This window comes from Streptomonospora sediminis, assembly GCF_054778995.1.
Genome location: NZ_BAAGYZ010000128.1, coordinates 1 through 24,978 on the forward strand (window position 1 = coordinate 1; position 24,978 = coordinate 24,978).

Annotated in this window: 19 protein-coding genes; 7 read left to right on the top strand and 12 right to left on the bottom strand. The window is 70.5% G+C overall.

The genetic code is table 11. The annotated features are described in order from the left end of the window. Positions 1–9: 9 nt before the first annotated feature. From ACYVD5_RS25195 to ACYVD5_RS25205, 3 genes are read right to left on the bottom strand one after another with little or no spacing between them, the layout of a single operon-like run. Positions 10–486 (bottom strand): ABC transporter permease, encoded by a 477-nt coding sequence (locus ACYVD5_RS25195; RefSeq protein WP_461003627.1) that lies wholly within the window; start codon positions 484–486, stop codon positions 10–12. A gap of 26 nt (positions 487–512) precedes the next feature. Continuing rightward, the gene (locus tag ACYVD5_RS25200; RefSeq protein WP_461003628.1) at positions 513–809 is read right to left on the bottom strand and encodes a WXG100 family type VII secretion target; all 297 of its coding nucleotides are present in this window, start codon (positions 807–809) and stop codon (positions 513–515) included. Between the two features lie 14 nt (positions 810–823). Next, positions 824–1,168 (bottom strand): hypothetical protein, encoded by a 345-nt coding sequence (locus ACYVD5_RS25205; RefSeq protein WP_461003629.1) that lies wholly within the window; start codon positions 1,166–1,168, stop codon positions 824–826. A 552-nt stretch (positions 1,169–1,720) separates the two neighbouring features. Here ACYVD5_RS25205 and ACYVD5_RS25210 point away from each other — a divergent pair. Further along, positions 1,721–2,101 carry a hypothetical protein gene (locus tag ACYVD5_RS25210; protein ID WP_461003630.1) on the top strand — a complete coding sequence of 127 codons (381 nt, stop codon included), beginning with the start codon at positions 1,721–1,723 and terminating at the stop codon, positions 2,099–2,101. Positions 2,102–2,150: 49 nt separating this feature from the next. Continuing rightward, positions 2,151–4,712 (top strand): TPR repeat region-containing protein, encoded by a 2,562-nt coding sequence (locus ACYVD5_RS25215; RefSeq protein ID WP_461003631.1) that lies wholly within the window; start codon positions 2,151–2,153, stop codon positions 4,710–4,712. Between the two features lie 72 nt (positions 4,713–4,784). Here the strand turns inward: ACYVD5_RS25215 and eccD are convergent, their stop codons facing one another. After that, positions 4,785–6,131: a type VII secretion integral membrane protein EccD gene (gene eccD / locus ACYVD5_RS25220; protein WP_461003632.1), complete on the bottom strand. Its 1,347-nt coding sequence runs from the start codon at positions 6,129–6,131 to the stop codon at positions 4,785–4,787. 346 nt (positions 6,132–6,477) lie between these two features. Between eccD and eccCa the strand changes: the two genes are divergently transcribed. Together eccCa and ACYVD5_RS25230 are read left to right on the top strand one after the other, a co-directional pair. Further along, entirely contained in the window at positions 6,478–10,404 is a 3,927-nt protein-coding gene (gene eccCa, locus ACYVD5_RS25225; protein WP_461003718.1) for a type VII secretion protein EccCa, read from the top strand. 88 nt (positions 10,405–10,492) lie between these two features. Beyond that, complete coding sequence (locus tag ACYVD5_RS25230; protein ID WP_461003633.1) at positions 10,493–10,756, top strand: hypothetical protein; 264 nt, start codon at positions 10,493–10,495, stop codon at positions 10,754–10,756. Positions 10,757–11,080: 324 nt separating this feature from the next. On the opposite strand, the gene ACYVD5_RS25235 is transcribed toward ACYVD5_RS25230, so the two are convergent. The 3 genes from ACYVD5_RS25235 to ACYVD5_RS25245 form a co-directional block, all read right to left on the bottom strand. Continuing rightward, positions 11,081–11,284: a hypothetical protein gene (locus ACYVD5_RS25235; protein ID WP_461003634.1), complete on the bottom strand. Its 204-nt coding sequence runs from the start codon at positions 11,282–11,284 to the stop codon at positions 11,081–11,083. Between the two features lie 23 nt (positions 11,285–11,307). After that, positions 11,308–13,755 (bottom strand): anthrax toxin lethal factor-related metalloendopeptidase, encoded by a 2,448-nt coding sequence (locus ACYVD5_RS25240; protein WP_461003635.1) that lies wholly within the window; start codon positions 13,753–13,755, stop codon positions 11,308–11,310. Between the two features lie 271 nt (positions 13,756–14,026). Further along, entirely contained in the window at positions 14,027–14,605 is a 579-nt protein-coding gene (locus ACYVD5_RS25245) for an NADAR family protein (protein WP_461003636.1), read from the bottom strand. A gap of 154 nt (positions 14,606–14,759) precedes the next feature. Here ACYVD5_RS25245 and ACYVD5_RS25250 point away from each other — a divergent pair, with 154 nt between their 5' ends. From ACYVD5_RS25250 to ACYVD5_RS25260, 3 genes are all read left to right on the top strand, one after another. Then, positions 14,760–15,506: a phosphotransferase family protein gene (locus tag ACYVD5_RS25250; protein WP_461003637.1), complete on the top strand. Its 747-nt coding sequence runs from the start codon at positions 14,760–14,762 to the stop codon at positions 15,504–15,506. A gap of 945 nt (positions 15,507–16,451) precedes the next feature. Beyond that, positions 16,452–17,369, top strand: coding sequence for a methionyl-tRNA formyltransferase (locus ACYVD5_RS25255; protein ID WP_461003638.1), 918 nt, complete (start codon positions 16,452–16,454; stop codon positions 17,367–17,369). Positions 17,370–17,986: 617 nt separating this feature from the next. Then, on the top strand, positions 17,987–18,244 hold the full coding sequence (locus ACYVD5_RS25260; protein WP_461003639.1) for a hypothetical protein: 258 nt from the start codon (positions 17,987–17,989) through the stop codon (positions 18,242–18,244). A 284-nt stretch (positions 18,245–18,528) separates the two neighbouring features. Here the strand turns inward: ACYVD5_RS25260 and ACYVD5_RS25265 are convergent, their stop codons facing one another. From ACYVD5_RS25265 to ACYVD5_RS25285, 5 genes are all read right to left on the bottom strand, one after another. Beyond that, on the bottom strand, positions 18,529–18,990 hold the full coding sequence (locus ACYVD5_RS25265; RefSeq protein ID WP_461003640.1) for a PPOX class F420-dependent oxidoreductase: 462 nt from the start codon (positions 18,988–18,990) through the stop codon (positions 18,529–18,531). Positions 18,991–19,133: 143 nt separating this feature from the next. Next, on the bottom strand, positions 19,134–19,583 hold the full coding sequence (locus tag ACYVD5_RS25270) for a spore-associated protein (RefSeq protein ID WP_461003641.1): 450 nt from the start codon (positions 19,581–19,583) through the stop codon (positions 19,134–19,136). A 65-nt stretch (positions 19,584–19,648) separates the two neighbouring features. Further along, a complete protein-coding gene (locus ACYVD5_RS25275) occupies positions 19,649–21,814 on the bottom strand; it encodes a fibronectin type III domain-containing protein (RefSeq protein ID WP_461003642.1) in 2,166 nt (721 codons plus the stop codon). A 274-nt stretch (positions 21,815–22,088) separates the two neighbouring features. Then, positions 22,089–23,858, bottom strand: coding sequence for a malto-oligosyltrehalose trehalohydrolase (gene treZ, locus ACYVD5_RS25280; RefSeq protein ID WP_461003643.1), 1,770 nt, complete (start codon positions 23,856–23,858; stop codon positions 22,089–22,091). Positions 23,859–23,980: 122 nt separating this feature from the next. Beyond that, the gene (locus ACYVD5_RS25285; RefSeq protein WP_461003644.1) at positions 23,981–24,868 is read right to left on the bottom strand and encodes a putative RNA methyltransferase; all 888 of its coding nucleotides are present in this window, start codon (positions 24,866–24,868) and stop codon (positions 23,981–23,983) included. Between the last annotated feature and the right edge of the window lie 110 nt (positions 24,869–24,978).

Consider the following 24,978-nt stretch of genomic DNA (forward strand, 5'->3'; position numbering starts at 1 on the left):
AGGGGCCGGTCAGCCCGCGGCCGGCTCCGCTGCCGCCGCATGGGCGGTGCTGGACGCGCCGGGTGGCCCCGCAGCCCCGGGCGCCGCCGGTGCCGCGGGGCTTTGCGGGCCCGGCGAGGCGTTCTCGCCCACAACGGGCGGGGGCTGCTCGGGGGTGACCGTGTTCACGGGGTCGCCCGGCCCCTGCTCGCGCTGGTCGTTGATGGCCTGCTGCGCGTCGAAGGCCCCGGCGACCACGATGATGCCCGCCGTGATGGCGGCGAGGATGCCGCCGGCGATCGCCGCGGGCCACACGCGCTGCCGGCGCCGCCAGTAGCGGCTGGAGCCGTACAGCAGTGCGGCGCGCAGCTGCCGCCGCCGCAGCGCGTCGGCCTGCAGCACGTAGCTTTCGGCGTTGGGCGTGGTCTGGAAGGCGTCGGGCAGCGGCGGCTGCGCCGCAGCGCCGGGCCGGGCCGGGGGCGGCGGCGCGGAAGCGGGATCGGACACGGTGCGGTTCGGCTGTTCGGGGCGGTTCAGGTGAACAGGTCGTTCAGGTAGTTCCGGGTCTGGCTCCAGCCGTCGACGGCGCCGTCGGTGGCATCGATCATCTTCGCGAAGCCGCGGTTGGCCATCTCGAACGCGGCGTTGAACTCGTTGGCGCGGGCCTGGTACTCCTCGTTGCCGCCCTCCCAGCGCGTGACCAGGTCGTTGGCCTGCTGGTGGAGCTCGCCCATGATGCTGCGGAACCGGGCGAGGTACTGCTGCTGGTCGGAGCTCAGCTGCTGGAGCTGGGAGATGTTCGCCCCGACCTCGAATTCACTGGCGGACATGTGGCGGGCCTCGCTTAGGCGTTGGGAGAGCGGGAGAGCGTGAAGGAGGACAGTTCCGAGCGGGCCTCGGAGTACTCCTGCGCGCTGTCGACATCGGTCTGGTCGAGCCGGGCATTGCCCAGTTCGAGGTTGACGCCGTACCTGCTGCACCAGTCGGTCAGCGTGTTCATGGCGGCGACGAGTTCGGCCTGGCCGTCGCGGAACGCCTTGAGCGCGTTGCCCTGCAGCGCGCCCTGGTCCTGTTCGAGGTCGCCGAGCAGCGCCTGGACCCGGTCCCTGATGCCCTGGCCGCCTTGGGACACCTGTTCGGCGCCGGTGTGGAGAGCATTGCGTTGTTCTGCACCGACCTGGTCTGCCATACGCCCGTCCTCTCCTGTTGCCCCGACCGCCGTCCTGCGTTGTGCGCCGGCCGAGCGGCGGCGCCCCGCATGTGGTGGGTGCCGTCAGGGCGGTTCGACTGGTTCGACCGTTTCGGACGATTCAGCTTGCAAAAGCTAGTTAACCACGCACACGGGTGTCAACGGCGGCGGGGTACTTGCCGCAGCAGTCCCGCAGCGGATTCCCGGTGCCGTGTCCGGGGCTGTTCTGCAGGCGCTTTTCCGGGCTGAATCACAATCGGCCGGAAACGGCCGCGAAGCCGGTCCCGGAAGCGCCGACGCGCGGGCCCGGCCGGGATTCCGCGGAACGCCCGGTGGCGCACGCTCCGCCGTGTGCACCGGCGATGCGGCCCGGAGCAGCGGACCGCGGAACCCGACCGAAATCGCGCCGGAGCGGGATTCGGGCACGTGCAGGGGGCAAACGAGCGGACGGGAGATGGTCGGCTACCCTCAGAACACTGAAAACGCTGATCGGCGGAGATGAAAACCTATCCCGGTTATTCACATCCGCCGGAATGCCGAAAGGAAGTTCCCATGGGGGACAGCGACGACGTCGCGGCGAATGCCAACGACGCGGGCAGCAAGGGCGGCGAGGCGGTCACCGTCGCCGAGACGTTCCAGGGCCTGCGGCACAGCTTCACGACGGCGGTCGACTTCCTGAACACGGTGGCCGCGGACGAGGGCATCAAGGGCGCGTTCTCCGCCTTCGGCGAGGCCCACATCGCGCAGATGCAGGAACTGCAGACCCACGGCGAACGCATGGGCGGCAACATCCAGGCCGGGGCGACCCGCGTCTCCATTACCGACATCGACAACCACAACCGGTACAACGCCGCCTCTACGGATGGCGATACCGCCGCGGACCGCCTACTCAGCCGCTTTGTCAACGACAGCAGCGACCGGTACGTCCCCTGACTCGCGGCGCACCCGCACCAGAACCCCGCCGGACCAGGAGTGGAGCACCATGGGACTGCCCGATCAAGAGTCGGCGTCGCACCCGCTGTTCAACCCGCCCGAGCCTGAGACCGATGTCGGCTCCCTGCGCGAGGGCACCAACTGGCTCTGGGACCTGACCGGGCGGATCATCGGCCGCTCCGGCAACATGCGCACGGTTATCACCGGCGCTGCCGTCGAGTTCACCGAACTGGTCACTTCGGACATCACCGACGGCGGTCACTACAACGACACGCTGTGGCGCGAGACCTGCATGAACATCGCGTTCGCCGCCGGGGTGGGCGACCAGTGGGCCGATGATGTCATCGACTACAAGAGCGACCGGGCCAAACTCATCGCCGACTTCAAGACAGCGCTGGACGCGGGCAGGTCCGTGTCCGGTGAGGTCGCCACCACGGTCGCGGAGTCCAAGCGCAGGGCCAACCTCATCCGCCAGTACGAAACCATGGCCCAGACCCGCCTGGACGAGCTCCACGAGACCGGCCGCGAGCGCAAGCGGATGCTCAAGGACGGCCCTGAGCCCGTGCACGTGAAAAAACTCGTCGACGCCGGGATACTCGGCTGGACCGCCTACAACATCATGGGGCCGGGCAGCAACCCCCCGCTACCGGTCGATCCCCGCGAGGCCGACGACCTCGCCGACGCCCTGAACCGCTTCGTGCACAGCGGCACCGAGCCCGACCAGCGGTATATGGAGATCATCACCGCTCTGAGCGCCATCACCAACAAGGCGTTGGCACTGCAGGGACGCGGCACGCCCAACTCGGGCGAAAAACTCCGCGCCGAGGAAATCGAGTTCCTTAAACGGTTCTATGCGCGTCTGGACGACACGAACACCAAGGGATGGGGGCACGGCAGCCTCCTCTACTTGCCCAAGGCCATGGACGACAACAAATTGGTCCCCTGGGACGACCAGGAAAAGGAGGAACTGCTCGGCGCCCTCGGAAACGGCCTGCTCGTACTCTCCAATCCCGAGGTCGGCGGATCCTCCGAGGCCCTGCCGCCGAGCATGCGCCGGTTTGCTGAGGGCCATCCGTCCTCCGCCCGGGGGGCCGACGGGGTCCACATCGGCGACGACGCCGAGGACTGGATGGCCGATGCCGAACAGATGGCGCGCTTCTTCGGACCGGAGTCCGCCTCCCATCTGCGCGGCGGCGAAAAGTTCTCGGCCAACATCGCCACGAGTGCCGGTCACCACCTCAACGGCATCGACAACGACCGCGGCACCTGGAACGACCCGCTCTCCACCCTGCTCGACGTGACCGGCCGCAATGAGCAGGCGAGCCACCGCATCCTCAGCAACGAGCACGACCATCCGCGGTTCGACAAAAACGCCAACGCGCTCAAGGGCCTGTTCACCCACGAGTGGGGCGACAGCGGTGCCGCCGTCGCGAAGCTGACCGGCTGGATCCCCGATGCGGCACAGAGCGACGACGAACACATGCAGAAAATCGCCCGCGAGTCCGCGCTGGGCCTCATCGAGATGCTCACCGCCAATGACGAACGCCGCCAAGCCCTCCTTGACACAGGCATCACCGTCCACACCGACGGCAAAGAGGTGACCAATGCGGCGTTCGGCCTGGTGAATCCGCGCATCGCCGAGAGCCTGGGCGACGTCGCGCTCGCCTATCTCGGCGAACTCAGCGACCCCGAACCGCAGCGGGGCGGCGGGTTCCGCATCGACGACGATGACGACCGCATGGAGATGCCTTACGAGAACCGCCAGGATTTTTTCGAGTACATCATGGCCGACGAATCCGCGGCGACGAAGCTCTACACCGCTGCGAACTCGATGGACATGATGGGGGTGCAGAACGTCGTCCACGGACCGAAGGACGGACTCACGCCCAGTACCGTCGCCGGGCGCAACTCAACACTGCGCGCGCTACTGGACTCCGCGCTGATCGCCGAATCCTTGGACCGAACCGACGACGACCTCACCGTCCAGAAACTGGAGCAGCAGAGCCGCGACCGCTGGCTGGCGATCGTCCGCACCGCGGGTTACGCGGCCACCGGCTACGCGGGCACCACCACCCGGATCGCCACATCCTTCTTCGGCACCGGCGTCGCCTTCTCGGAGTACAACCTGCGGGTGAACCAGCAAGCCGCTGAACCCAACTACCAAGAATTGATCGACCCTCGCACCAAAGAGGGGGAAGCGGGAGTCGAGCACCCCTATGCGCCCAACGGGAAGGGGCAGACCTACCGGGACTCCAACGTCGACTACAAGTCGAAACTGGACGCGCTGGACGTACTGGTCCGCAACCGCGACGTCAAGGCGTCGACCATCGAGCAGGTCGCCCCGGACCTCATCGACGACAACGGCGACGTCATCACCTACTACAAGTATGACGCCAGCGACCGCGAGTCCGCTGGAAATACCGTCTCTACCGGGCTGTCCGAACTCGCCGAAAACAAAAACGACGAGGGAGGCGACCGGAAGACGATCCAGGACGCCTTGGGCAATGCCAAGGACTATTCCCAGGCGTACAAGTCCCGGTACGAAGAGGTGTGGGAACAGCTCTACGCGCGCGTCAACCTGCAGGACCAGAAGCAGGCCGACAGCGATTGACCCCGGTCGGCCAACCGCCCTCCTCCGCGGATTCGCCCGGCCGTCCGCGCCCGGCCCCGGCCCGGCCCCCGATCATCCCCCGATCGAAACCGAGGTCACCAGCGTGTACAGCCCCAGCGCCCAGGCCGACGCGACGCACAGGGCAACGACCGCGACCACCTCGACACCGTTGAGGATCCGGCGCAGCGATGCGCGCGGTACCTCTGCCAGCTCCACCCGGCTCACCACCGCGATGGCGACTCCCGCTGCCAGCGCCGCCGCCGGCAGCAGCGCCAGCATCCGGTCGGCGCCCGAGGCGGCGCCCACCGCGGCGGCGGCCAGGCCTGCGGCGCCGCCGGCGCGCAACGGCAGTACGTGGCGGATGCGGTCGAACAGCCGCGACCGCATCAGCAGAACGAAGGACACCAGCGCCGCCAGGACCAGGTCGGCGCGGCCGTCGCCGGCGAACACCAGCAGCAGCACCATGGCCACCGCAGCCGCCACCGCACCCAGCAGCGTGCCCAGCAGCAACCGGTCGCTGTTGGCCATGCTCTCCTCGAAGCGGGCGGTGCCGGTCTGGCCGACCTGGCGGACCTCGTAGTCCAGGCCCGACAGTCCGCCCATCGACAGCGCCATACGCGGCAGCGCGCCCACGCCCAGCACCAGCAGCACGGCCATCACCCGCGTACCCATGGGGCCGTCGACGAACAGGCCCACCGCGACCAGGGCACCGGCCGAAACCGTGACCACGCTCAGCGCCGCGAGGTAGGGCAGGGCCATGCTGTGCACCCACCAGCCCGCGGCCGCGACGGCCAGCGCGCCGGCACAGGCGAACGCCACGGGCACGACGGGCGCCGGCGGCGACCCGCTGAGCTGCAGCGCGGCCAGCGCCGCGGTAAGGGCGCCCCAGCCGCACGCGGCGGCCAGCACAGCGTGGGCGAGGCCGGCCATCGACCGCCGCGCCGCCAGCCACATGGCGGCCAGCGACACCAGCACCCCGGCGGGGGCAACAAGCAGGTCGACAGGGCTCTGGCGCACCGCGGCCAGGGCCGCGGCAAGCAGCAGGGGGCCGATTGCGGCCAACGCCAACCCGAACGCAAGGCTCGCGGACGCGTTCCAGATCCGGCCGGTGCCGTCGACCCGGTCCTCCACCGCGCCGCGGACGTCGTCGACGAAGGCAGGGCGGTCGGGTGCGGTGTCGCGGCGCAGCAGCAGTACGTCGCCGTCGAGCACCCCGGCGTGCTCCAGGGTCAGCTCCGGACGCACCGCGGCGCCGTCGACCGTGGTCACGGTCCAGCCGGCGGGTTCGAGGCCGTCGGCTTCCGGCGAGCACACCCGGACCATCTGCGGCAGCAGGGCCGCCACCGGAACCGTGCCCGGCAGGGCGAGGTCGGCCCACCGCTGCGGCCCGGTCACCGTGACCCGGCAGTATCCGCTCACCTGCTCCTCCGTTCGTGTGCCGCCGGCCGCCCGCGGCCCGGCACAGGAGCGGCCGGGCTGCGCCTCCGGGCAGGGCGGCTTCGCGGCCGCGCCCCGTGCACGGCACTGTCCACAGCCGCCCGGGCCCCGATTGTGCGATGCGGCGGCCGCACGGGATCATCACGTTAGCAACTGTTCATACTCGATCTCCCGGCCCTGCGGCGGGTGTAGAGGAGGGGTCGCCGTGTCGACCACTTTGGTTCACCGGCCCGCCCGCCACGCGGTCCCCGACCCGGGCGAATCCCCCCTGGTCATCGCCACTCCACCGCAACTGCCGGAAAACCCGCCCGCCACCAGCTCCTCGGCGATGATCATGATGCCGATCATCACCGGATCGGGATCGCTGCTGATGACCATCACCTTCGGCAACCGGCCGCTGTACGCGGTCGCCGGTGTGATGATCATGCTGGCGAGCGTCGCGGTCGGCGTCATCATGTTCATCTCCCAGCACAACGGGCCGCGCAAGCGCATCCGCGAACAGCGCGAACGCTACTTGGACTACCTCGACCACCTGCGCGGCACCGTGCGGGAGGTCGCGGGCATCCAGCGCCGGGCGGCCGCGTTCCGGCATCCCGCGCCGCACCTGCTGACCGAACCCGCCCGCCAACCCGCCCGGCGCTGGGAGCGCCGCGCCACCGACCCCGACTTCCTGCACCTGCGGGTGGGGCAGGGCACCCGCCCGCTCGCCCGGCGGCTGACCCTGAACATCGACACCTCCAACCCGCTGGTGGCTTACGACCCCGTATGCCAGGGCATCGCCGAACAGATCGTCGACCTCTACGCCCACGTGTCGGAACAACCGCTGGTGGTACCGCTGCGCGAACACGGCGTGGTGTCCATCGTCGGCGACCGCGCGGTGGGCCGGGCGGCGGCCCGGGCCATGGTGGCGCAGCTCGCCACGTTCTGCGCGCCCGAAGACGTGCGGGTGGGGGCGGTGCGCCATACCCGGCTGCTTGCCGAGTGGGACTGGCTGAAATGGCTGCCGCACGGCGCATTCGACGGCGCCGCCGACGGCCCCCTTCCGGCGCGGCTGGTGGCGGCCAACACCGTCGAGATGACCGAACTGCTTTCCGCCGAAATCGAGCAGCGCACCATCGACCTCCAGCGGCGCCGCAACCGCCCGCCGGGGCAGGGCACCCAGCGGCTGGTCATCGTCGTCGACGGCGAGTTCCAGTCCACGCTGTCGGGCCTGTCGGCCGAACCCCCCGTCTCCTCGCTCGCCGATATCGGCATCCATTTGATCGTGCTGGTCGGCAACCGGCGCGAGGAACCCGGCACCGTCGACCTGCGGCTGCGGGTCGACTCCGACGGGCAGCTGCACCAGGATTCCGGCGACCACCCGCAGGATCCGGTGCCGGGCGCCGCCGACCACCCCGACCACCCCGACCGCCCGGTCGCCGAAACCCCGCTGGCGGGGCGGGCCGACCAGGCCGGCGTCGCCGAACTCACCATGCTGGCCCGGGCGCTGTCGCCGATGCGGCTGGCGGCGGCCGACAGCGGCGACGCCCTGCACGCCACGGTCGGGCTGGGCGCCATCCTCGGCGTTCCCGACGTCGCCCACCTGGATCCGCGCTCCACTTGGCGCCCGCGCAGTGCAGGCGACTTCCTGCGGGTCCCCATCGGTGTCGATCCCTCGGGCTCCACCGTGCTGCTCGACCTCAAAGAATCCGCGTTCGGCGGCATGGGGCCGCACGGCCTGGTCGTGGGGGCCACCGGCTCGGGCAAGTCGGAGATGCTGCGCACCTTGGTGGCGTCGCTGGTCATCGGGCACCCGCCCGAACACCTGGCGCTGCTGCTGGTCGACTTCAAGGGCGGCGCCACCTTCGCCGATACCGACGCCCTGCCGCACAGCGCCGGGCTGGTCACCAACCTCGCCGACGACGACAGCCTGGTGCTGCGGTTCCGCGAGGCCATGTTCGGCGAACTGATGCGCCGCCAGCAGATCCTCAAAGACATCGGCAACCTGCCCAACCTGCACGCCTACGAGGCGTTGCGCGCCACCCGGCGCCCGGATCTGGAACCGCTGCCGCACCTGCTCGTCATCATCGACGAATTCTCCGAGCTGCTGACCGCCCACCCCGACTTCGCCGAGCTGTTCGTGGCCATCGGCCGCATCGGCCGCTCCATCGGCGTGCATCTGCTGCTGGCCACCCAGCGATTGGACTCCGGCAAGATCAAGGGGCTGGAATCGCACCTGTCCTACCGGATCGGGCTGCGCACGTTCTCCGAAGCCGAAAGCCGCGAGGCGATCGGGGTGGGCGATGCCTACCACCTGCCGCCCGAACCGGGTTCGGGCTATCTCAAGGTCGACACCTCGGTCTTCGAACGGTTCAAGGCCGCGATGGTCTCCCAGCCCTATGCGCCGCCGGCCGACGACACCGGCGGCGATTCCCCGGTGCTGCCGCTGATCTCGTTCAACGGCCTCAGCGGCCTGCTCGGCAGCGACTCCCCCGGCGGCGATACGGCGGCCGCCGAACCCGGGGCCCACGGCGGCGACCAGGCGCCCAGCACGCTGCAGATGGCGATCCGGCGGCTGGTCGCTGCCGATGCGGCGCCGGTGCGGCCGGTGTGGCTGCCGCCGCTGCCCGAACGCCTGGCGCTGGACGACCTGCTGAGGCGGTTGGACGAAGAGGGCACCGGCCCCGACGGCAGCCCCATCGAACCCGCGCCCGGCGAGGCCGCGGCGATCGTCGGCCTCACCGACATACCCCGCGAACAGCGCCAGGAGGCGGCGTCGCTGGACTTCACGGGCGGCGCCAGCAACATCATCGTGCTCGGCGGCCCGCAGTCGGGCAAGTCCACACTGATCCGCACGATGATCGCGAGCCTGGCATGGCGCTACCCGCCCGGCCGCATCGCGGTCTATGCCATCGACTTCGGCGGCGGGTCGCTGGCGCCGTTCGAGGACCTGCCGCATGTGGCGGGGATCGCGGGGCGTTCCGACCCCGAACGCGTGCAGCGGGTGCTGGCCGACCTCGGCAACCTCATGGAACAGCGCGAACGCGTGTTCCGGCGCTCCCGGCTCGACTCCCCCGCCGCGCTGCGCCGCGGACGCGCCGACGGTTCCGTGCCCGAGGGGATCTTCGCCGACGTCTTCCTGCTGATCGACGGGTGGGCGGGCGTCCGCGACGCGGTCGAGGACGCCGACGACATCCTGATCGACATCGTCTCGCGCGGGCCCTCGCTGGGCGTGCACACCGTTGTTACCGGTGCGGCCAACTCCCAGATCCGCACGAAACTGCAGGCGCTGTTCGGCGGGCGGCTCGAACTGCGCCTGTCCGACCCCTTCGACTCCCAGATCGGGCGCAAGCAGGCCGAACAGTTGCCCAAGGAGGTCCCCGGACGCGCGCTGCAGGCCGACGAAAGCGTCGTGCAGGTGGCGCTGCCGCGGCTGGACGGCTCGGTCGACGACGCCGACCTCGGCGACGGCGTACGCTACACCGTCGAGCGCATCCGCGAACGCTGGCCGCAACGGCCGGTGCCGGCGGTGCGGGTCCTGCCCAGCAGTGTCGGCCTGGACGAACTGCTCGCCACCCACCACGCCCCCGGGCTGGTGCTGGGGATGGGCGAGCGCGACCTCGCCCCCGCGGTCTACCTGCCCGGCGACGACCCGCACTTGGTGGTCTACGGCGACCCGCAGACCGGCAAGAGCACCCTGCTGCGCGCGCTGCTGCGGCAGATCACCCGGCGCCCGGCCAGCGAGGTCGGCATCGTGCTGGTCGACTACCGCCGCGCCCACCTGGGGCTGGTGGGCGACGACTACCTGCTGGCCTACAGCACCGGGCCCGACCACACCAAGGCCGTGGCCACCGAACTCGCCGCATCGGTGCGCGACCGGCTGCCCGGCCCCGATGTCACGCCGCGCCAGCTGCGCGAACGCAACTGGTGGAGCGGCCTGGAACTGTTCGTGGTGGTCGACGACCTCGACCTGGTCGCCGGCCGCAGCAACCCGCTCGCGCCCCTCGCCGAGTTCCTCACCCAGGGCGCCGACCTCGGCCTGCACCTGGTCACCGCCCGCCGCACCGGCGGCACCTCCCGCGCACTGTACGAACCCGTGGCCCAAACCCTCAACGACATGGCCACCCCCGGGGTCCTGTTCTCCGGCGACCGCATGGAGGGCCGCCTCGCCAACGGCACCGCCTCGCGCCGCCTCCCCCAGGGCCGAGCCCTACTAACCCGCCGCGGCCGCCCACCCGAACAGGTCCAAATCGCCTGGAGCGAGCCACCGGGTTGACTTCCGCTCCCCGGCACACCGGCGAGGAATCGCTCACCATATTCCCAACCGACGAACCCCGCCACCTAACACAACGGGACCGGATATCATGATTACCGAAGCAGAGGCGGTTATTGCCGCGCGAAAATATATTGAAGCGAATATTGAAAGCAGATCCGGCCAAGAAATATTCGTGGTCGAAAACGAGGCCCGCTCTCGCGGAAGCAATACGGTCGCCCCCTTCAATACCGCAAAGTACCTGGAGACAGGAAACCCAGTGGACGGATTCATTGGAAACCGCCCAGTAAAAGTCAACCGGGAGACCGCTGAATGGGGCCCCACGGAAACTCTGGCCTACTTCGAAGACCAATAAGCAATGCGAATCGGGCACACCGTTGTCGGTGCACACGAAGCGCCAGGGCGGACTCACCGAGGCCGGGCGGGGGTACCGTTGCCGAAGACACGCGCGGCGCTCGGCGCCGCCCGTGATGCGCGTGAAGCAGTGCGGCATCCACGGCACGCTCGGTCTCGGTATGAGCAACTCGCTCGGCCTGATCGACCGCAAGGCGGCCCAGCCGACCCGCCCCTGGCCGCGCTGGCGGCTACAGGGGGCCGGCAGGCGAGCGAGCAGGCCCGGCAACCAGACCGATGGCCACCGAGGCGGTACGGGGATTACCGGAAACGGGCGATTACTGGACTACTCGAACTTGAATGCCGAGATGGCCTCGTCCAGTTCTTCTTCGGACGGCCCGGCCTGCGGTGATCGGGACTCGATTTGTTGGCGGCGCTGAGCCTCGGCGAATGCATCGTCGTAGCCTTCATCGCCTGGTTGCAGGCGTTCAACGCCGTCCCACAGGGTGCCGTTGGGCAGTTCGCCGTAGGTGGGAACGAGTACGGTCACCCCGTCACTGTCCAAGCGAGCCATCACGGACCTCCCATTGTGCGTTCAAAGTAATCCCACAATATGCCAGCGACCTTATGGTCGTCAAGCGCGTGCTGAACCATTGTATCCCACCCCTTGCACCAGGATGCAAAACTTTCCGCCCACCACTCCTTGGGCGCATTGTAGTAGGAATTGAAAGTGTTTTTGGATTGCAAGGCGCCGGCGGTTTGCTGCTGGATGTTGGCCCACTCTTGGGAGGAACTCTGCCACCCGTGCGCATTATCGACAGCGTGGCCGAACTCGTGGAGAGGAACGGAAGTGCTTGCCGACCCGCGCGATGTGCTGATCAGCAGGCGGCGCGATTGCGGCTCCCAGACTCCGGCCACATCATCGAATGAGGAGCCCGCGGGCCACCCATTCGGTGTCCCCTTTGGGAGGACGTCGCCGCCGGGAAGCCGGGTGAGCGGCGCATCACCGATGGAGATGCCGCCGCTGGGTACCTGCCGCATGAAGGCGACGGTGGCGTCGCGGATGTGCGCTGGAACGTGGTTGTGCAGCTCCCATGCCGCCAGGCGGGCCGCGCGTGTTCCATCGTCCTCGTAGAAGGCCGGGTTCGATCCCTGTCCGGACGGCGGCGCGCCATCAGGGTCGCCATCGCCGCCGGGATCATCCGGTGAATCGTGCGGAGCCTCCGAGCCGTCTGCGGAGCCGTCGTTGTCCCCTGCGGGGTCGAGGTCCTGCTCAGGTTCCTCGGCCTGGTTACCGTCCTGGTCTTGGTCGGCGGTGCCATCGTGGCCCGGGGTCTCGTCGCCCTGCTCCAATGGAGTCGCCGGAACGGGACGGTCCTCCTGGGGCGTCGGCGTGTCCCTGTCACCGCCGCCCGGGCCGCCATCACCCTCAGGCTTCTCCGGCGTCTCCGGGGGGTTGCCGGGGTCGGGAGACTCGGTGGGGGTGCGGTCCCCATCCGTTGGCCGGTCGGAGCCGGGGCTTTGGTCCGGACCGTCACCACCGCTCGGGAACGACCCGGCGGGTTCGGTCGGGCTGTGGCCGCCATCGCCGCCATCGCCGGAACCGTTGGACCCCGGTTCGGGATCCAATGCACGCTGCGGCAGGTCGCTGTGGGGGCTCGGGGCGGGGTCGACGTTGTCCACCGGCGACACCTCTGGTGCGGTACTGAGAGGGTTCAGCGCCGTGGGGTCGTTGCCACCTTGGGGATCGGTATCTCCGTTGCCGGGAACATCGTGACCTGCGGGATCAACAGGAACGGGTTGCCGGTCGAACCGGGAGGCGTCGTTCAGGGTGTCGTCGATACCCTCCAGGCCGCTTTCGGGTATCTCCAGATCGTTGAGGCTGTTCTGCAGCCCGCTCGTGGAGGGCCGGTCCCCGAAGTCGTCCAACCCCCGCAGGCTGTCGGCGTTGGTGTTGTCCGGGCTGTCGCCATTTGAGCCCTCCGACCCGCTGTCACCGGAACCGCCACCCACCCGGCGCGCCCCCTGTGCCAGCGCCTTGTACACACCCGCACCACCCACGAACATGCTGCCGATGTTCAACACACTCTGGGTGATCACGTAGCCGGGCCGGTCGCCCCATTCCCGCCAGGGCACGACCGCATGGGCGAACTCGGTCCAGCCGGAGGAGAAGTTGCCCCACCACTCGCCGAAGGAGCCGACCCCCCAGCCGTTTTCCCCGTAGAGGCCGACCAGGCTGCCCAGCCCGTTGAGCGTGTCGCCCCAGTTGTTCTTGAGGTTGTTGCCCCACTCGCCCCAGGAGCCGACACCCCACCCGTCCTCGCCGTAAAGGCCGACCATCGCGCCCAGGTCCTCGGCGATGCCCACGCCGAAGTCCTTCACGCCGTCCCAGACATCCTCGTACCAGGGGGCGTCGTGCTCCTGCGGGGTCGCCCACGGCGTCTCGACGTCCTTCAGGGCCTCGGTGTAGCCGTGGGCCTGCTCGCCCGCGCCGACCGAGCCCTCCTCGCCCGGCGCGGTGGCGACGAACGTGGTCCCACCGAATATGGCGGTTATCTTATTGGCGCAGTCGCGCTCCGCCGCCATGTACTCGTTCATGGCGGCCAGCACGTCGTTGTTCAGCGTGTTGTGCCTTTCGACCTTGTCCTCGTCTTCGCGCCAATCGTCGTCGTCTTCGATTTCCCGGACGAACTCCTCAGCATCGGCCTTGAGCCCTTGCAACCGTCCTTTGATCCGCTCCGCCTCATCGGCGAACGCGGCGAGCGCGTCACCCACCGTGGACACCGCGCCACTGAAATCGTCGCCCTTTTCGGCGACCGGATCTATCGCGGAAAACAGCGTCTCGGCCTCCGGGGCGGCATAGACTTCATTCAATCCGCCCCATGCCGACTTGATGTCCTGCCCGGCCTGGGATACATCCGTCCCATCGCCCTTGATATCGCCGGCGGCCGTCCGCAGATCCTCCGGTTTGACCGACGGGATCGGGATTTCGCCGGGATCGATTACGCCTTCACCACTCAACGCCGCTCCACCATAAGCCGTCCGTAGCAACGAGGCCAGTGATGAACTCCCGGCCACCGGTTACTGGTGCAGACGCTGAGCGCCCGGCTCCGCTTCCGGGATAATGCGGGACGTTTCGGCAGAGGTGGCGCCAGAGGGACCGATGTTCGTCGGAACCGCAGACCACCGGGTCGGCTGCCGATCCGACTGTCCGGAAGCGGACACCGCTGGATAACTATCGGCAACCATCGATTCTGTTGCCCAACCGCCTGTGCCACCCCAGTTCACACCGTTATTCGGCGGCCGCCAGGCGGGCCCGCGCTTGCATCAGGGCGAAGCCGAGCAGGTTCTGCCCGCGCCACCGGGAGGGGTCGGTGGCGCGGTCGTCGGAGGCGGCGAGCCCGATGCCCCAGACAGTGTCCCGCGGGCTGGCCTCGACCAGGACCCGGTTGTTAGTGCCCAGCAGATACGCGCGCATATCCGGGTCCTGCCCGAACTTGGCGACGTTGCCCGCAACGACCAGTTCGAAGCGGGCGGCGGCCCATTCTTCCTCGTCGAAGCCGCGGACCTTGCGTCCGAGGTTCTTGGCCTCAGCAGGAGTACGGGCCGCGATTATCGCCGCGAGCGACGCGTCATCGCCGAACATCCGGGCCTTGCCCGCCATCATCCAATGCTCGGCGCTGGCATAGGCCACGTCGTCCACGGTGAAGGACGAAAGCCACCACTGGCTGAGCACACCCGGTCCGATGGAGCCGTCGCGCTGCGGCTGATGCCCCCAGAACATCAGCCACTCCGGACGCGCTCCAGCAGCGATAAGCTCCGCGAGCCCGTCAGGGGTACGGGCATCGGCCGGGCTCTCGTTCATCTCCATGGCAGGGATCGTCGCAGCCACCACCGACACCCGGCGAAGGCAATTTCGACCGCGCCCCGCTCGCCCGGCCACGGGAGCCCCATCGGCGGACCTACGCGAACCCCACCCGCAAAATCCGGCGACATCGGCGGCCATCCCCGCCAGAATCGCCGGTATGGAAGAGGTTGAAGTCGTCGTCGCGCACAGCCGGCGCGCGACGCTGCGCGTCGGCGACGTGTTCCTGAAAGTCGACGGCGACCCGGCGCACGCCGACACCGAGGTGCGGGCGATGGCCATGGCGCCGATACCGACCCCGGCGATCCTCTGGCGCGAGCCGCCCGTGCTCGCGATCGCTGCCGTACCCGGGAAGGCGCTCGGCCGCCTCGGCGAACCGTCGGACGCGTCGCCGGCGGCATGGGCTGCGGCGGGTGCCGCCATACGGAGGCTGCACGATGCGCCCTTGCCGCCGTGGCCGGGGCCCAGGCTCTACGACGTGGCGGCGGAGCTCGACAGCGAGTGCGCGTGGCTGCTCGCCAACGCCGTTCTGCCCGCCGAGGTAATCCGGCGCAACCGCGAGATCGCCGAGGCCGCGCTCCGGCCGTGGAAGCCGGTGTTCATCCACGGCGACCTGCAGATCACCCACGTGTTCGTCGACGGTGACGAGGTCAGCGGCGTCATCGACTGGTCCGAGGCCGCCCCCGGCGACGCCATGTCCGACCTCGCCACCTTGACGCTCGGGCACGAGGAATGTCTGGACGACCTGCTTGCCGGCTACGGCGCCTGCGCGGATCGGGACGTGATCCGCGCTTGGTGGTCGCTGCGCAGTCTGATGGCGTCGCGCTGGCTGATCGAGCACGGCTTCGATCCGAACGCGTCGGGGTGCGAATTCGACGTGCTCAGATCCCGGATGCAGGACCGCTAGGGCCGGTGGGCTGCGGTGATGCTGCCTTCTCGTTGCCTGTTGCGGGCTCGGCGGGCGCAGTGCCGATGTCATCGGCGCCCGGACCGGACTAGAACTCAGCACGCCGCCATTCAGGGCCTACGTTGTCTGCCGCAGCCGCCCGCCACCGGCTTCTTGTTCCACACAAGCAACCAAGTATCCCGGCGGTGACCTCCAGCGCCACCACAGGTCAGCGGCCCGATCTACGGCTGTGGTACTAGTCGATGACGTTGATGAAGAGAACTAGGCCGACCAGGAAGATCACCAGGGACGGCCAGTCAGAGAACTGCCCGCTGAAGTTGCGAGGAGACACGGGAAAATCCTTAAGAGGAGGGATTGTGCTTCGGGCCGTGCTGACTCTCGGCAGGGTTGTTTACCGGTGCGGGAAATGATCATCGCCGGGAAGCGGAACGGGGGCGGTTCCCCGGACATCCGGTTCCTCACCGGCCGAGCGACTGTGACCCTGCGCCGGCTCAATGCCGTGCCGTGGGTGCTGCCTGGTCTTCTCGGACACAGATAGAGCACGGGGCCGCCGTGGCATCCTTATCCGGGCGGTTAGCGGGGCGCAGCCGGATGCGCTCCGATCCCCGCCTTGGCCGCGGCCTGGGGATATGCGAATCGTTGCAGGTCAGTGGATTACCGCTGGGCAGTTCGCTCCTCGTCTGCCGTCCTGTGCGGAAAACGGCCCTGACCTGCGGAACCGGTCCGATCCGGCGGAGATTTTCTCTCTACCCGAGGCTTACCGCTTCGCGGCTGCAGATCTGGTGTCAGACTCCAGCGCGCCCGTCATTCACGGCGGCGGCATCGCGGCCGAGGCCTTTGAACGTCTCTTTTCCCCCAGGCGCCCGCAGCCGATCCGATGTCGTCCGATACCTTACCGAAAGACTCATACGGACGAATCTAAGAAATTTCAGCCGGGAGTGCTCTATGCGTGTTGCCATCATCGGGCAGGCGGCCTTTGGGGAGTCGGTGCTCCGGCGGCTGCAGGATGACGGTGTGACCATCGCCGGTGTTGCCGCGCCTCCTCCGAACGGTAGCGGTGCGGCGGATCCGCTCTGGGCCGCGAGTGAAGCGGACGGTATCCCGCGGGTGGCGACCGCGGATTTGAAGGAGCCCGCGGGCTTCGTCAAGTGGAAGGGGTTCGAGGCCGACTTCTGCGTGATGGCGTTCGTGACCGAGTTCCTCCCCAACGAGGTGTTCACAGCGCCCGAACACGGCACAGCGCAGTACCACCCCAGCCTGCTACCGCTGCACCGGGGCAAGTCGGCGATCAACTGGGCGATCATCAACGGAGACGCGGAAACCGGCCTCAGCGTCTTCTGGCCGGACCACGGCGTCGACACCGGTCCCATCCTGCTGCAGAAGCGGTGTGCGATCGGCCCCGACGACACCGTCGGCAGCCTGTACTTCAAGCACCTCTTCCCCCTGGGCCTGGACGCCGTGTCCGAGGCGGTGTCCCTGGTGGCGGCGGGCAAGGCGCCGCGCATCGAGCAGGACCACGCCGGGGCGACCTACGAACCCGCGTGCAGCGACCAGCACGTCAAGATCCACTGGCACCGCCCCGCACAGGCGGTCTACAACCTCATCCGCGGCAGCGACCCCCGGCCGGGCGCGTGGACCCTCTTCGAGGAGGAGGCGCTGCGGTTCTTCGGCTGCAGTCTCACCGGCGAGCAGCGCCCGGGGATGCCCGGGCAGGTCCTCGACGTCGACGGCGACGGATTCTCGGTCCGGCTCAACGGCGGCGTGCTCCGTGTCGGGCGGGTGCGCCACGCCGACACCGGCAAGCTGCCCGCCGGCGAATGGGCCGCGCGCGTGGGCCTCACCCCCGGTTTCCGCTTCCGCTGAGCGCGGCCGCGCGGCCCGCAACGCACCGATCACCGGCGGCACAAATACAGCCTGACCCATTTCCTCGCCCGAGTCACCGGGACCTGCCCCTGCCCCACATGCCCTTGGCAGTTGAGCCCGAAGACCCCCACGCCCAGCCGCACGGTGGGACCGGACTTGCGAGGGCCGCCGGCAAGGCGGCCGCGAGGCGGCTGATAGGCTTCTTGTTCGGTCAAGGTGGAAAAGACGGCTTGCACCCGGGGCGTAGAAGGAGCACCTGCGAAAGCAGCTAATGGGTCCAAGGATGGTTAGCTCGTTTTATGTGGTGACCTACCACTGGCTCATCCTGCCCAAAATCCAGGCCTCCGCCCCTTGGACATACTCCTGTTGGCGCTGGCCGTTGGGGTATCGGCTTTCTTGGCGAGATTCGGCTGGGGCCTCGCGGTAATACTGCTGGATTCCATCCAGCACCGGACTCCCCCAACACTCCGCAACCGCAGCGGCACCCGGAACACGGTAAATGGCACAGTGACGGGAACGATGTTCCAGGCAGGAACCATCGGCGAAATACGAATCCACCAACACTGCCGCTGCTGCTCCCAGGCCGGCCATCGTCCCGGAACCTCTCATCCCGAGGATTGATTCCCCCAGGCAGGGCGATCGCCCACGGGTGGCGGGTCAGTGCGTTGTGCATTGAGGCCGACCGGCGGCGCATCGCGGTCCGCCAGTCGGTCCGGGTTGTGGACGTCGGCGCCCCGGAGAAGGTGTGCCGCCGGGTCTTCGCCAGCGGCGCCAGGTGGACGGTGGTGCGCGGCAGTGACCTGGAGGACGGGCAAGCCCAGGGCCTTCCGGTGTGGAGCAGGCATGTGGGCGATCCCGTGCTGGAAGCAACCTGACCCGCCGCGTGGACTACCCCCGGTTCATGGTCGAGGCGGTGGAAAACGATGCGCTGGTCCACGAGACCCCGGCCATCGTCGGACGGCTGACCCCCTCGGCTCTGGCCCACACCGGCACTCCTCGTAAGCGCCGCAGACGGCGCGGGCGGCCGGCGCAATACGCGGCCCGAGCCCCCGCGCGGCAGCGGGGGCTCGGGCCGCTACCGTGCGCCTGCGCGGCCGCCCCATAAGCGCGCGGCACCCGGCCCGGAAGGACCGCACCGCGGCACCGGGCCGCCGGCGGATCAGGCCAGCCGGGCGGGGAAACCGCCGGTGGCGATGGGACCCCAGCGCTGCGGGGTGATGCGCAGCAGCGACTTGCCCTGTTTGCGCATTGCGTCGCGGTACTCGTCCCAGTCGGGGTGTTCGCCGGAGATCACCCGGAAGTACTCCACGAGCGGTTCGATGGCGTCCTCGCCCTCGACCACCTCGGTGGTGCCGTCGACCTGGACCCAGGGCCCGTTGAACTCCTCGGAGAGCACGACCACGTTCGCCTTCGGGTCGCGTGCGGCATTGCGGGTCTTGGCGCGCTCGGGGTAGGTCGAGACGACGATGCGCCCCTGCGTGTCGACCCCGCAGGTGACCGGGGAGGCCTGCGGTTCGCCATCGGCGCGGCGGGTGATCAGGATCGCCCGGTGCCGGGGCCGCACGAAGTCGAGCAGGTCCTCGCGGGACACGCGGGTGTTGGTGGCGATCGACGGGCTCATCTGCGGACTCCTCCAGGTGGCTGCGGCCGGATGCGGCCGTTGGCGGCGCTGCACCGCCCGCGGCCGGCCCGCGGCACGGCGGCGGGGGCGGTGGTCACGCCGGAACCCTATATCGGTGCGCGCCGCCGGTGCGCGCACCGGCGTCAGGCACCGCAGTTCGTGTTCGTCACGGTCACCGACCGGTTGCCGACGGCGCCGGTGAAGTCGACGCAGATGCCCTTCGCCGCAACATAGACGGGACCCGCGAAACTGGAGTAGCTGCCCGAATCCCACTCACCGGCGCCGTTGTTGTGCCGGCGGAGCCCCACGTCCATGTGGGTGGCGCCCGACACCGTGCCGACGGTGATCGCGCAGTTGATGCCCGTAGCGGGGTCGTAGTACAGGTGGACGCTGCCCTGCCCGCCGGGGATGGCCTTCTCGTTGGCCGTCTGCGTGTAGTTGCTGCCCTTGGCCCCTGCGCCGTTCGAGCACTCCTGCGCCGGGTCGGCCCCCGACGCAACGGTGGCCGAGGACATGACCAGGGTGGCGGCCGCCGCTGCGGCCGCGCCCGCCCCGGTGATCCAGGTGCGCCTGCGCTTGTTGGTCTCGGCCACGTCCGCCGCCTCCGTTCGCTGCCTGCTTGCTGCCCGCTGTGTCCCGCCGCTGCCCGGCCGGCGCATCAGTTGAAGTCCTGCGCGCACCGGGCCTCGCTGGAGGTCCCTGATTCGGCCGCGGTGCCGTCGGGGCCCACCGCCCGCACGGTGAAGGTGTAGCAGCGGCCCGCGCCGCGCGGCCGGTAGGTGTGGGAGGTGCCCGAAGCGGTGGCCTCGGACAGTGCGGCGGCGCCGTCGCCGCCGGGGGTGATGCGGTACTCGGCCGCCCCCTCGACCGCGTCCCAGTCCACCGTCACCGAGTCGGCCGCTGTTTCAAAGGTGACGTTGCCGGGCGCGCCCAGTTCCAGTTCCGGCATGGTGACCGGATCGCCGGTGGCCGGCTCGCCGCTGACACCGCCCTCGGCGCGCGGTGTCACGGTGAAGGTGTAGGTCGCGCCGGGCTCCAGCCCGGAGAACTCCGCCGACGTGCCCGTGGAGGTGCGGTCGGCGACCCCTTCCTCCGCTGCGCTGATGATGTAGTCCGCGGCGCCGTCGACCGCCTGCCAGGACACCTCGGCGGTGTCGCTGCCGGTGGCCTCGGCGCTGACGCCCGCCGGGGCGCCCGGTGCCTCGGGGCCGGGGGTGACCTCCTGGGTCTGGGCGGCGGGGCCGGTGCCGTGCTCGTTGGTGGCCCGCACGCGGAAGCGGTAGGCGGTGCCGTTCGCAAGCCCGCCGATCCGGGCGCTGCCCGCCGACCCGTCGACCGTGGTGCTGCCGCCCTCCCACGTGACCACGTAGGTCGCAACCGGCGCGTCGGGCGAGTAGGCCCGGGGCCAGGACAGGTCGACCGTGCCGTCCCCGGCTTCGGCGGTCACCGGGGTGGGCGCGCCGGGGGCGTCGGTGCTTTCGGGCTTGTCTGGTTTTTCGGGGGTGCCGGGGTTGTCGCCGTCCGCGGAGCCGCTGCCGCCGTCCGGCGGCGGGGTGCCGCCCGAGCCGGGCGCCCCGGGTCCGGGAGCCGGATCGTCGGCCGAGGCGGCGATGTCTCCGGGGCCGTCGCCTTTGCCCGGCGGCGGCTGGGTCTTGTCAACGATGCCGGCCTTGCCCGAGGGGTCCACGACCGCGGCCGCCCCGGTGTCGGGGGCGTTGACGAACAGGTGCCCCTCGCGCGCCTCGACCTCCAGCGGCCCTTCGGCGTCGGGCAGGCTGATCGGATTGAGCTCCTTGCCCTGCGGCGTGAACACGCGCACGGTGGCTTCGCCGTCGAAGGGCACGTACACGCGGCCCTCGAACGGCACCGCGGTACCGCCGCCCTTGTGCCCCACGGCGAACCGGCTGAGCCGGGCCGCGCCGCCGGGGTCGGCGACGGTGACGATCCGGCCGGCGCCGGGCACGGTGACCGCAGCGGTGTCGCCGCGGGTGCGCGGCGGCAGCACCGCGCCTTCAAGGGGCACCGGGGACGCGACCAGGCGCGGGTCCTCGCCGTTGCGCGCGGCGACCAGCCGTTTTCCGGTGCGGTCGACGGCCATGGCACCGTCGTCGAGGACGGTCATGGCGATGTCGGATCCCGGATCGGCCACCGAGACCGTCTGGGCGATGGCGGCGTCCTTGCCTTCGACCCGGATCCCCGCCATCGTGCCCTGGGTGGGCACGCCCAGCCACAGTGTGCCGGTGTCGTCGAAGGCGCCGCCGACCAGCGGCGCCGGGATCTGCAGCGAGGCGCCGGTGGGCTGCAGGGTGGCGGGGTCGACCGCTTTGATCTCGCCGCCGGCGCGGTCGATGACCACCGCGCTGCGTTTGCCCAGGACGAGTCCGAAGTCGCCGCTCTTGCCCAGGTCCAGCGCGCCGGAGAACCCCATTTCGCGCAGGTCGACCGAGGTGACCTTGCCGGTGGCGGGGTCGTGCAGCAGCAGGTGGTCGTCGTTCTGGGTGACCCGGACGTCGCCGCCCTTGGAGTCGGGCAGCGAGGTGACCAGGTCGACCTCGGCGTTGTTGCCGTTGACGCGGGTGATCTCGCCGGTGGGGCTGTTCCACAGCCAGGCCGCGCCGTCGGAGACCTCGTCGGCGCGGCCCATCGCGCCGACACCGAACGCGGTGCTGATGAGCCCGGCCGCCAGCAGCACAATGGTCAGCCCTGAGGCACCGGATCTGATGCGGTTGCCAAGGGCCGGCAGCGCCCGGCGCGCGGAGAGGCCCCGGGCGCGCTGCGCAGGGCGGTCCGCGGGGTGGGCCGGCTCGGCCGGCTGGTCCGCCATCGGCAGCTCTCTCTTTCGCGTTCGCGGAAGGGGCGCGGGCGCGTCCTGGGGGCCGGGGCGCGGGCGCCGGGGATCGTTCGGGGCGATCGGCGTTCCGGCGAGCGCGGGCAGAATGTAGCAAACCAGAATGGGACAATCGCGTCAATGCGCGATGACTCCGTGCGCCCGGGAAACGCGCCGTACCGGCCGGCCGGACCGGGGGCCGTGCTCCGTTGCCGCAGATCACAGCCGTATCCCGCAGCCGCACGCCATGCCGCGGCCGGGGCGCTGTTGGTCAGTCTGGCCGGGTCCGGTCACCGGTTTCGACGATGGCGAAGGACTCCGGTGGCAGGTGCACCCGCGTGTCGCGTGCCTCGGCCCGGGCCGAGGACAGCAGCACCCGGCCTGCGGGCAGGTCGAGTCCGACCTCGGCGGGGGTGCTGCGCAGGTTGCAGACGACGCGCAGCCGGCCGCGGTGCAGCACGAGTTCGCGCCCGTCGGCCGCGGCCTGTACGCCGAAGCGGTCCAAGCGGGGGTCGGCGAGTTCGGGCCGGGCGCGGCGCAACGCGATGAGCCGCCGGTAGATCTGCAGGGTGCCGCGGTGCGGCGGGCGGTCGCGCTCGTCCCACCGCAGCACGGCCCGTTCGCGGGTGCGGGGGTCGAGGGGGTCGGGAATGTCGGCCGCATCCCAGCCGTGGGCGGCGAACTCGCGGCGGCGCCCCGTGCGCACGCCCTCGGCCAGTGCGGGTTCGGTGAAGGAGGCGAAGAACGGCCAGGGTGTGGCCGCAGCCCACTCCTCGCCCATGAACACCATGGGGGTGTAAGGCGAGCACAGCACCAGTGCCGCACCGCATGCCAGCAGGCCGGGCGATACGGTCGCGGCCATCCGGTCGCCGCCGGCGCGGTTGCCGATCTGGTCGTGGTTCTGCAGGTAGGCCAGGAAACGGTGGCCGGGGATGCGGGCGGTGTCGACGGGGGCGCCGTGGGTGCGGCCGCGGAAGGCGGAGTAGCGGCCGTCGTGCCAGAACGCCCGGGCGAGGGTACCGGCCAGCACCCCGGGTGCGGCGAAGTCGGCGTAGTAGCCGTGGTCCTCGCCGGTGAGGGCGGTGTGCAGGGCGTGGTGCAGGTCGTCGCACCACTGCGCGGCCAGCCCGTGGCCGCCGGCCTCGCGCGCGGTGACGGTGGCGGGGTCGTTGCGGTCGGACTCGGCGATGAGGGTGAGCGGACGGCGCAGGCCCGCCGCCAGCGCGTCGACCTCGGCGGAGAGTTCGGTGAGCAGGTGGCGGGCGCGGGAGTCGTGCAGCGCGTGCACCGCGTCCAAGCGCAACCCGTCGAGGTGGAAGTCGCGCAGCCAACCCAGGGCGTTGTCGATCACGTAGCGCCGGACCTCGTCGGATCCGGGGCCGTCCAGGTTCAGCGAGGGTCCCCAGGGGGTGTCGCCGCTGAAGTAGGGGCCGAACCGCGGCAGGTAGGCGCCTTCGGGCCCGAGGTGGTTGTAGACGACGTCGAGCAGTACGCCCAGGCCGCGGCGGTGGCAGGCGTCGGTGAAGCGTTTGAGGCCGTCGGGGCCGCCGTAGGGTTCGTGCACCGCTCCCCACAGCACTCCGTCGTAGCCCCACCCGTGGTCGGTGCCGCCGAAGGCGTTGACGGGCATGAGCTGCACCAGGTCGGCGCCGAGGTCGGTGAGGTGGTCCAGGCGGGCGATGGCGGCGTCGAACGTTCCTTCGGGGGTGAAGGTCCCGATGTGCAGCTCGTAGACGACGCATCCGGGCAGCGCACGCCCGCGCCAGTCGGTGTCGGTCCAGTCGAAGTCGGCGTGGTCGTAGATGCGCGAGGGCCCGTGCACGCCGTTGGGCTGGTGCAGCGAGCGGGGATCGGGCAGCGGGGTGCCGTCGCCGTCGAGCACGAACGCGTAGTCGTCGCCGGTACCCGCCGCGGCGGCGCGGACGTGCCACCAGCCGCCGGAGCCGCGGCGCATGGGGTGGTCGGTGCCGCCCAAGCGCAAATCGACCCTGCTGCGTTGCGGTGCCCAGACCCCGAACCGGTGCCCTTCGTGCGCGCTCACGGGGCGGTCGTACCCGGGCGGCACCGGGATAAAGCGCGGCTCTGCGGCGGGTGCGGCCTGCGAAGTCGCCGGCGCGCGAGAGTGCCGGCCCGGCGGCGGGGGCGGCGGCTCCGCCCGCCGGATCAGCTCGGGCGGTACACCGAGATGGCGAAGGACGCCGCGGCCGCAATCGGGGCGCCCAAGGCGCCGACGCGGTCGGGGATCTCGCCGGGCGCGAGGTGGCGGGCGCTGGGGCCCATCGCGACCAGTGACGCGGCCTCCTCGGGCGACAGCGACAGTGCCACGTCCAGCTCTTCGCGGTGCACGCGGGTGAAGTGGGCGGCCAGCCCGCCCTCCAGCCGCTGCTCCTTGTGCGCGTCGACGGTGACCAGCCCCAGGTCGGCGACCAGACCGGCGAGGTGGCGCGGGGTGGGCGTGACCACGGCCAGGGACCCGTCGCTGCGCAGTACGCGGTGGAACTCGGCCGCCTCGCGGGGCGCGAACACGTTGAGCAGCACCGCCGCAGAACCGCTGCGCAGCGGCAGGCCGCGCCAGGTGTCGCAGGCGGCGGCGCCGGCGCGCGGGTGGGCGCGGGCGGCGCGGCGCAGCGCGAACTTGGACACGTCCAGCGCCAGCCCCCAGGCGCCGGGGGCGGCTTCCAGCGCCGCCGCGAGGTAGTAGCCGGTGCCGGCCCCGATGTCGGCGATCAGGCCGTCCGCGGCGGCGGGGGTACCGGCGGCGAGTTCGGCGATGCGGGCGGCCAGGGGCGCGTAGTGTCCGGCGGCCTGGAACTCGGTGCGGGCGCGCACCATCTCCTTGGTGTCGCCGGTGCCCGCCGTTCGGTGGCCGGTGAGCAGGCCGGCATAGCCCTCGCGGGCGACGTCGAACCGGTGTCCCGCGGTGCAGGCCAGCGCGTTGCCGCCGGGGCCCAGGGGCTGCCCGCACACGGGGCAGGCCAGGGCGCGCAGCACGGGTTCGGGCATCCGCAGCCGGGCGGGCAGCGCAGCGGGGCCGTCGTCGGTGGAGGTCATGTGCCTGCAGCTTAGCCGCGGCGCGCGGTTGCCGGGGCGGGTTGCACGGCGGACTGCCGGGGCTGCGCCCGCGGCGGTGGCACCTGCGCGCCGACCCGCGCCCCGGCGCC

Coding starts and splice junctions, on each gene's coding strand:
- ACYVD5_RS25275 (WP_461003642.1), bottom strand. CDS start 21,814: ATGGCGGACCAGCCGGCCGAGCCGGCCCACCCCGCGGACCGCCCTGCG.
- ACYVD5_RS25250 (WP_461003637.1), top strand. CDS start 14,760: ATGGAAGAGGTTGAAGTCGTCGTCGCGCACAGCCGGCGCGCGACGCTG.
- ACYVD5_RS25245 (WP_461003636.1), bottom strand. CDS start 14,605: ATGGAGATGAACGAGAGCCCGGCCGATGCCCGTACCCCTGACGGGCTC.
- eccCa (WP_461003718.1), top strand. CDS start 6,478: ATGATCATGATGCCGATCATCACCGGATCGGGATCGCTGCTGATGACC.
- ACYVD5_RS25230 (WP_461003633.1), top strand. CDS start 10,493: ATGATTACCGAAGCAGAGGCGGTTATTGCCGCGCGAAAATATATTGAA.
- ACYVD5_RS25205 (WP_461003629.1), bottom strand. CDS start 1,168: ATGGCAGACCAGGTCGGTGCAGAACAACGCAATGCTCTCCACACCGGC.
- ACYVD5_RS25210 (WP_461003630.1), top strand. CDS start 1,721: ATGGGGGACAGCGACGACGTCGCGGCGAATGCCAACGACGCGGGCAGC.
- ACYVD5_RS25265 (WP_461003640.1), bottom strand. CDS start 18,990: ATGAGCCCGTCGATCGCCACCAACACCCGCGTGTCCCGCGAGGACCTG.
- ACYVD5_RS25200 (WP_461003628.1), bottom strand. CDS start 809: ATGTCCGCCAGTGAATTCGAGGTCGGGGCGAACATCTCCCAGCTCCAG.
- ACYVD5_RS25215 (WP_461003631.1), top strand. CDS start 2,151: ATGGGACTGCCCGATCAAGAGTCGGCGTCGCACCCGCTGTTCAACCCG.
- ACYVD5_RS25285 (WP_461003644.1), bottom strand. CDS start 24,868: ATGACCTCCACCGACGACGGCCCCGCTGCGCTGCCCGCCCGGCTGCGG.
- ACYVD5_RS25255 (WP_461003638.1), top strand. CDS start 16,452: ATGCGTGTTGCCATCATCGGGCAGGCGGCCTTTGGGGAGTCGGTGCTC.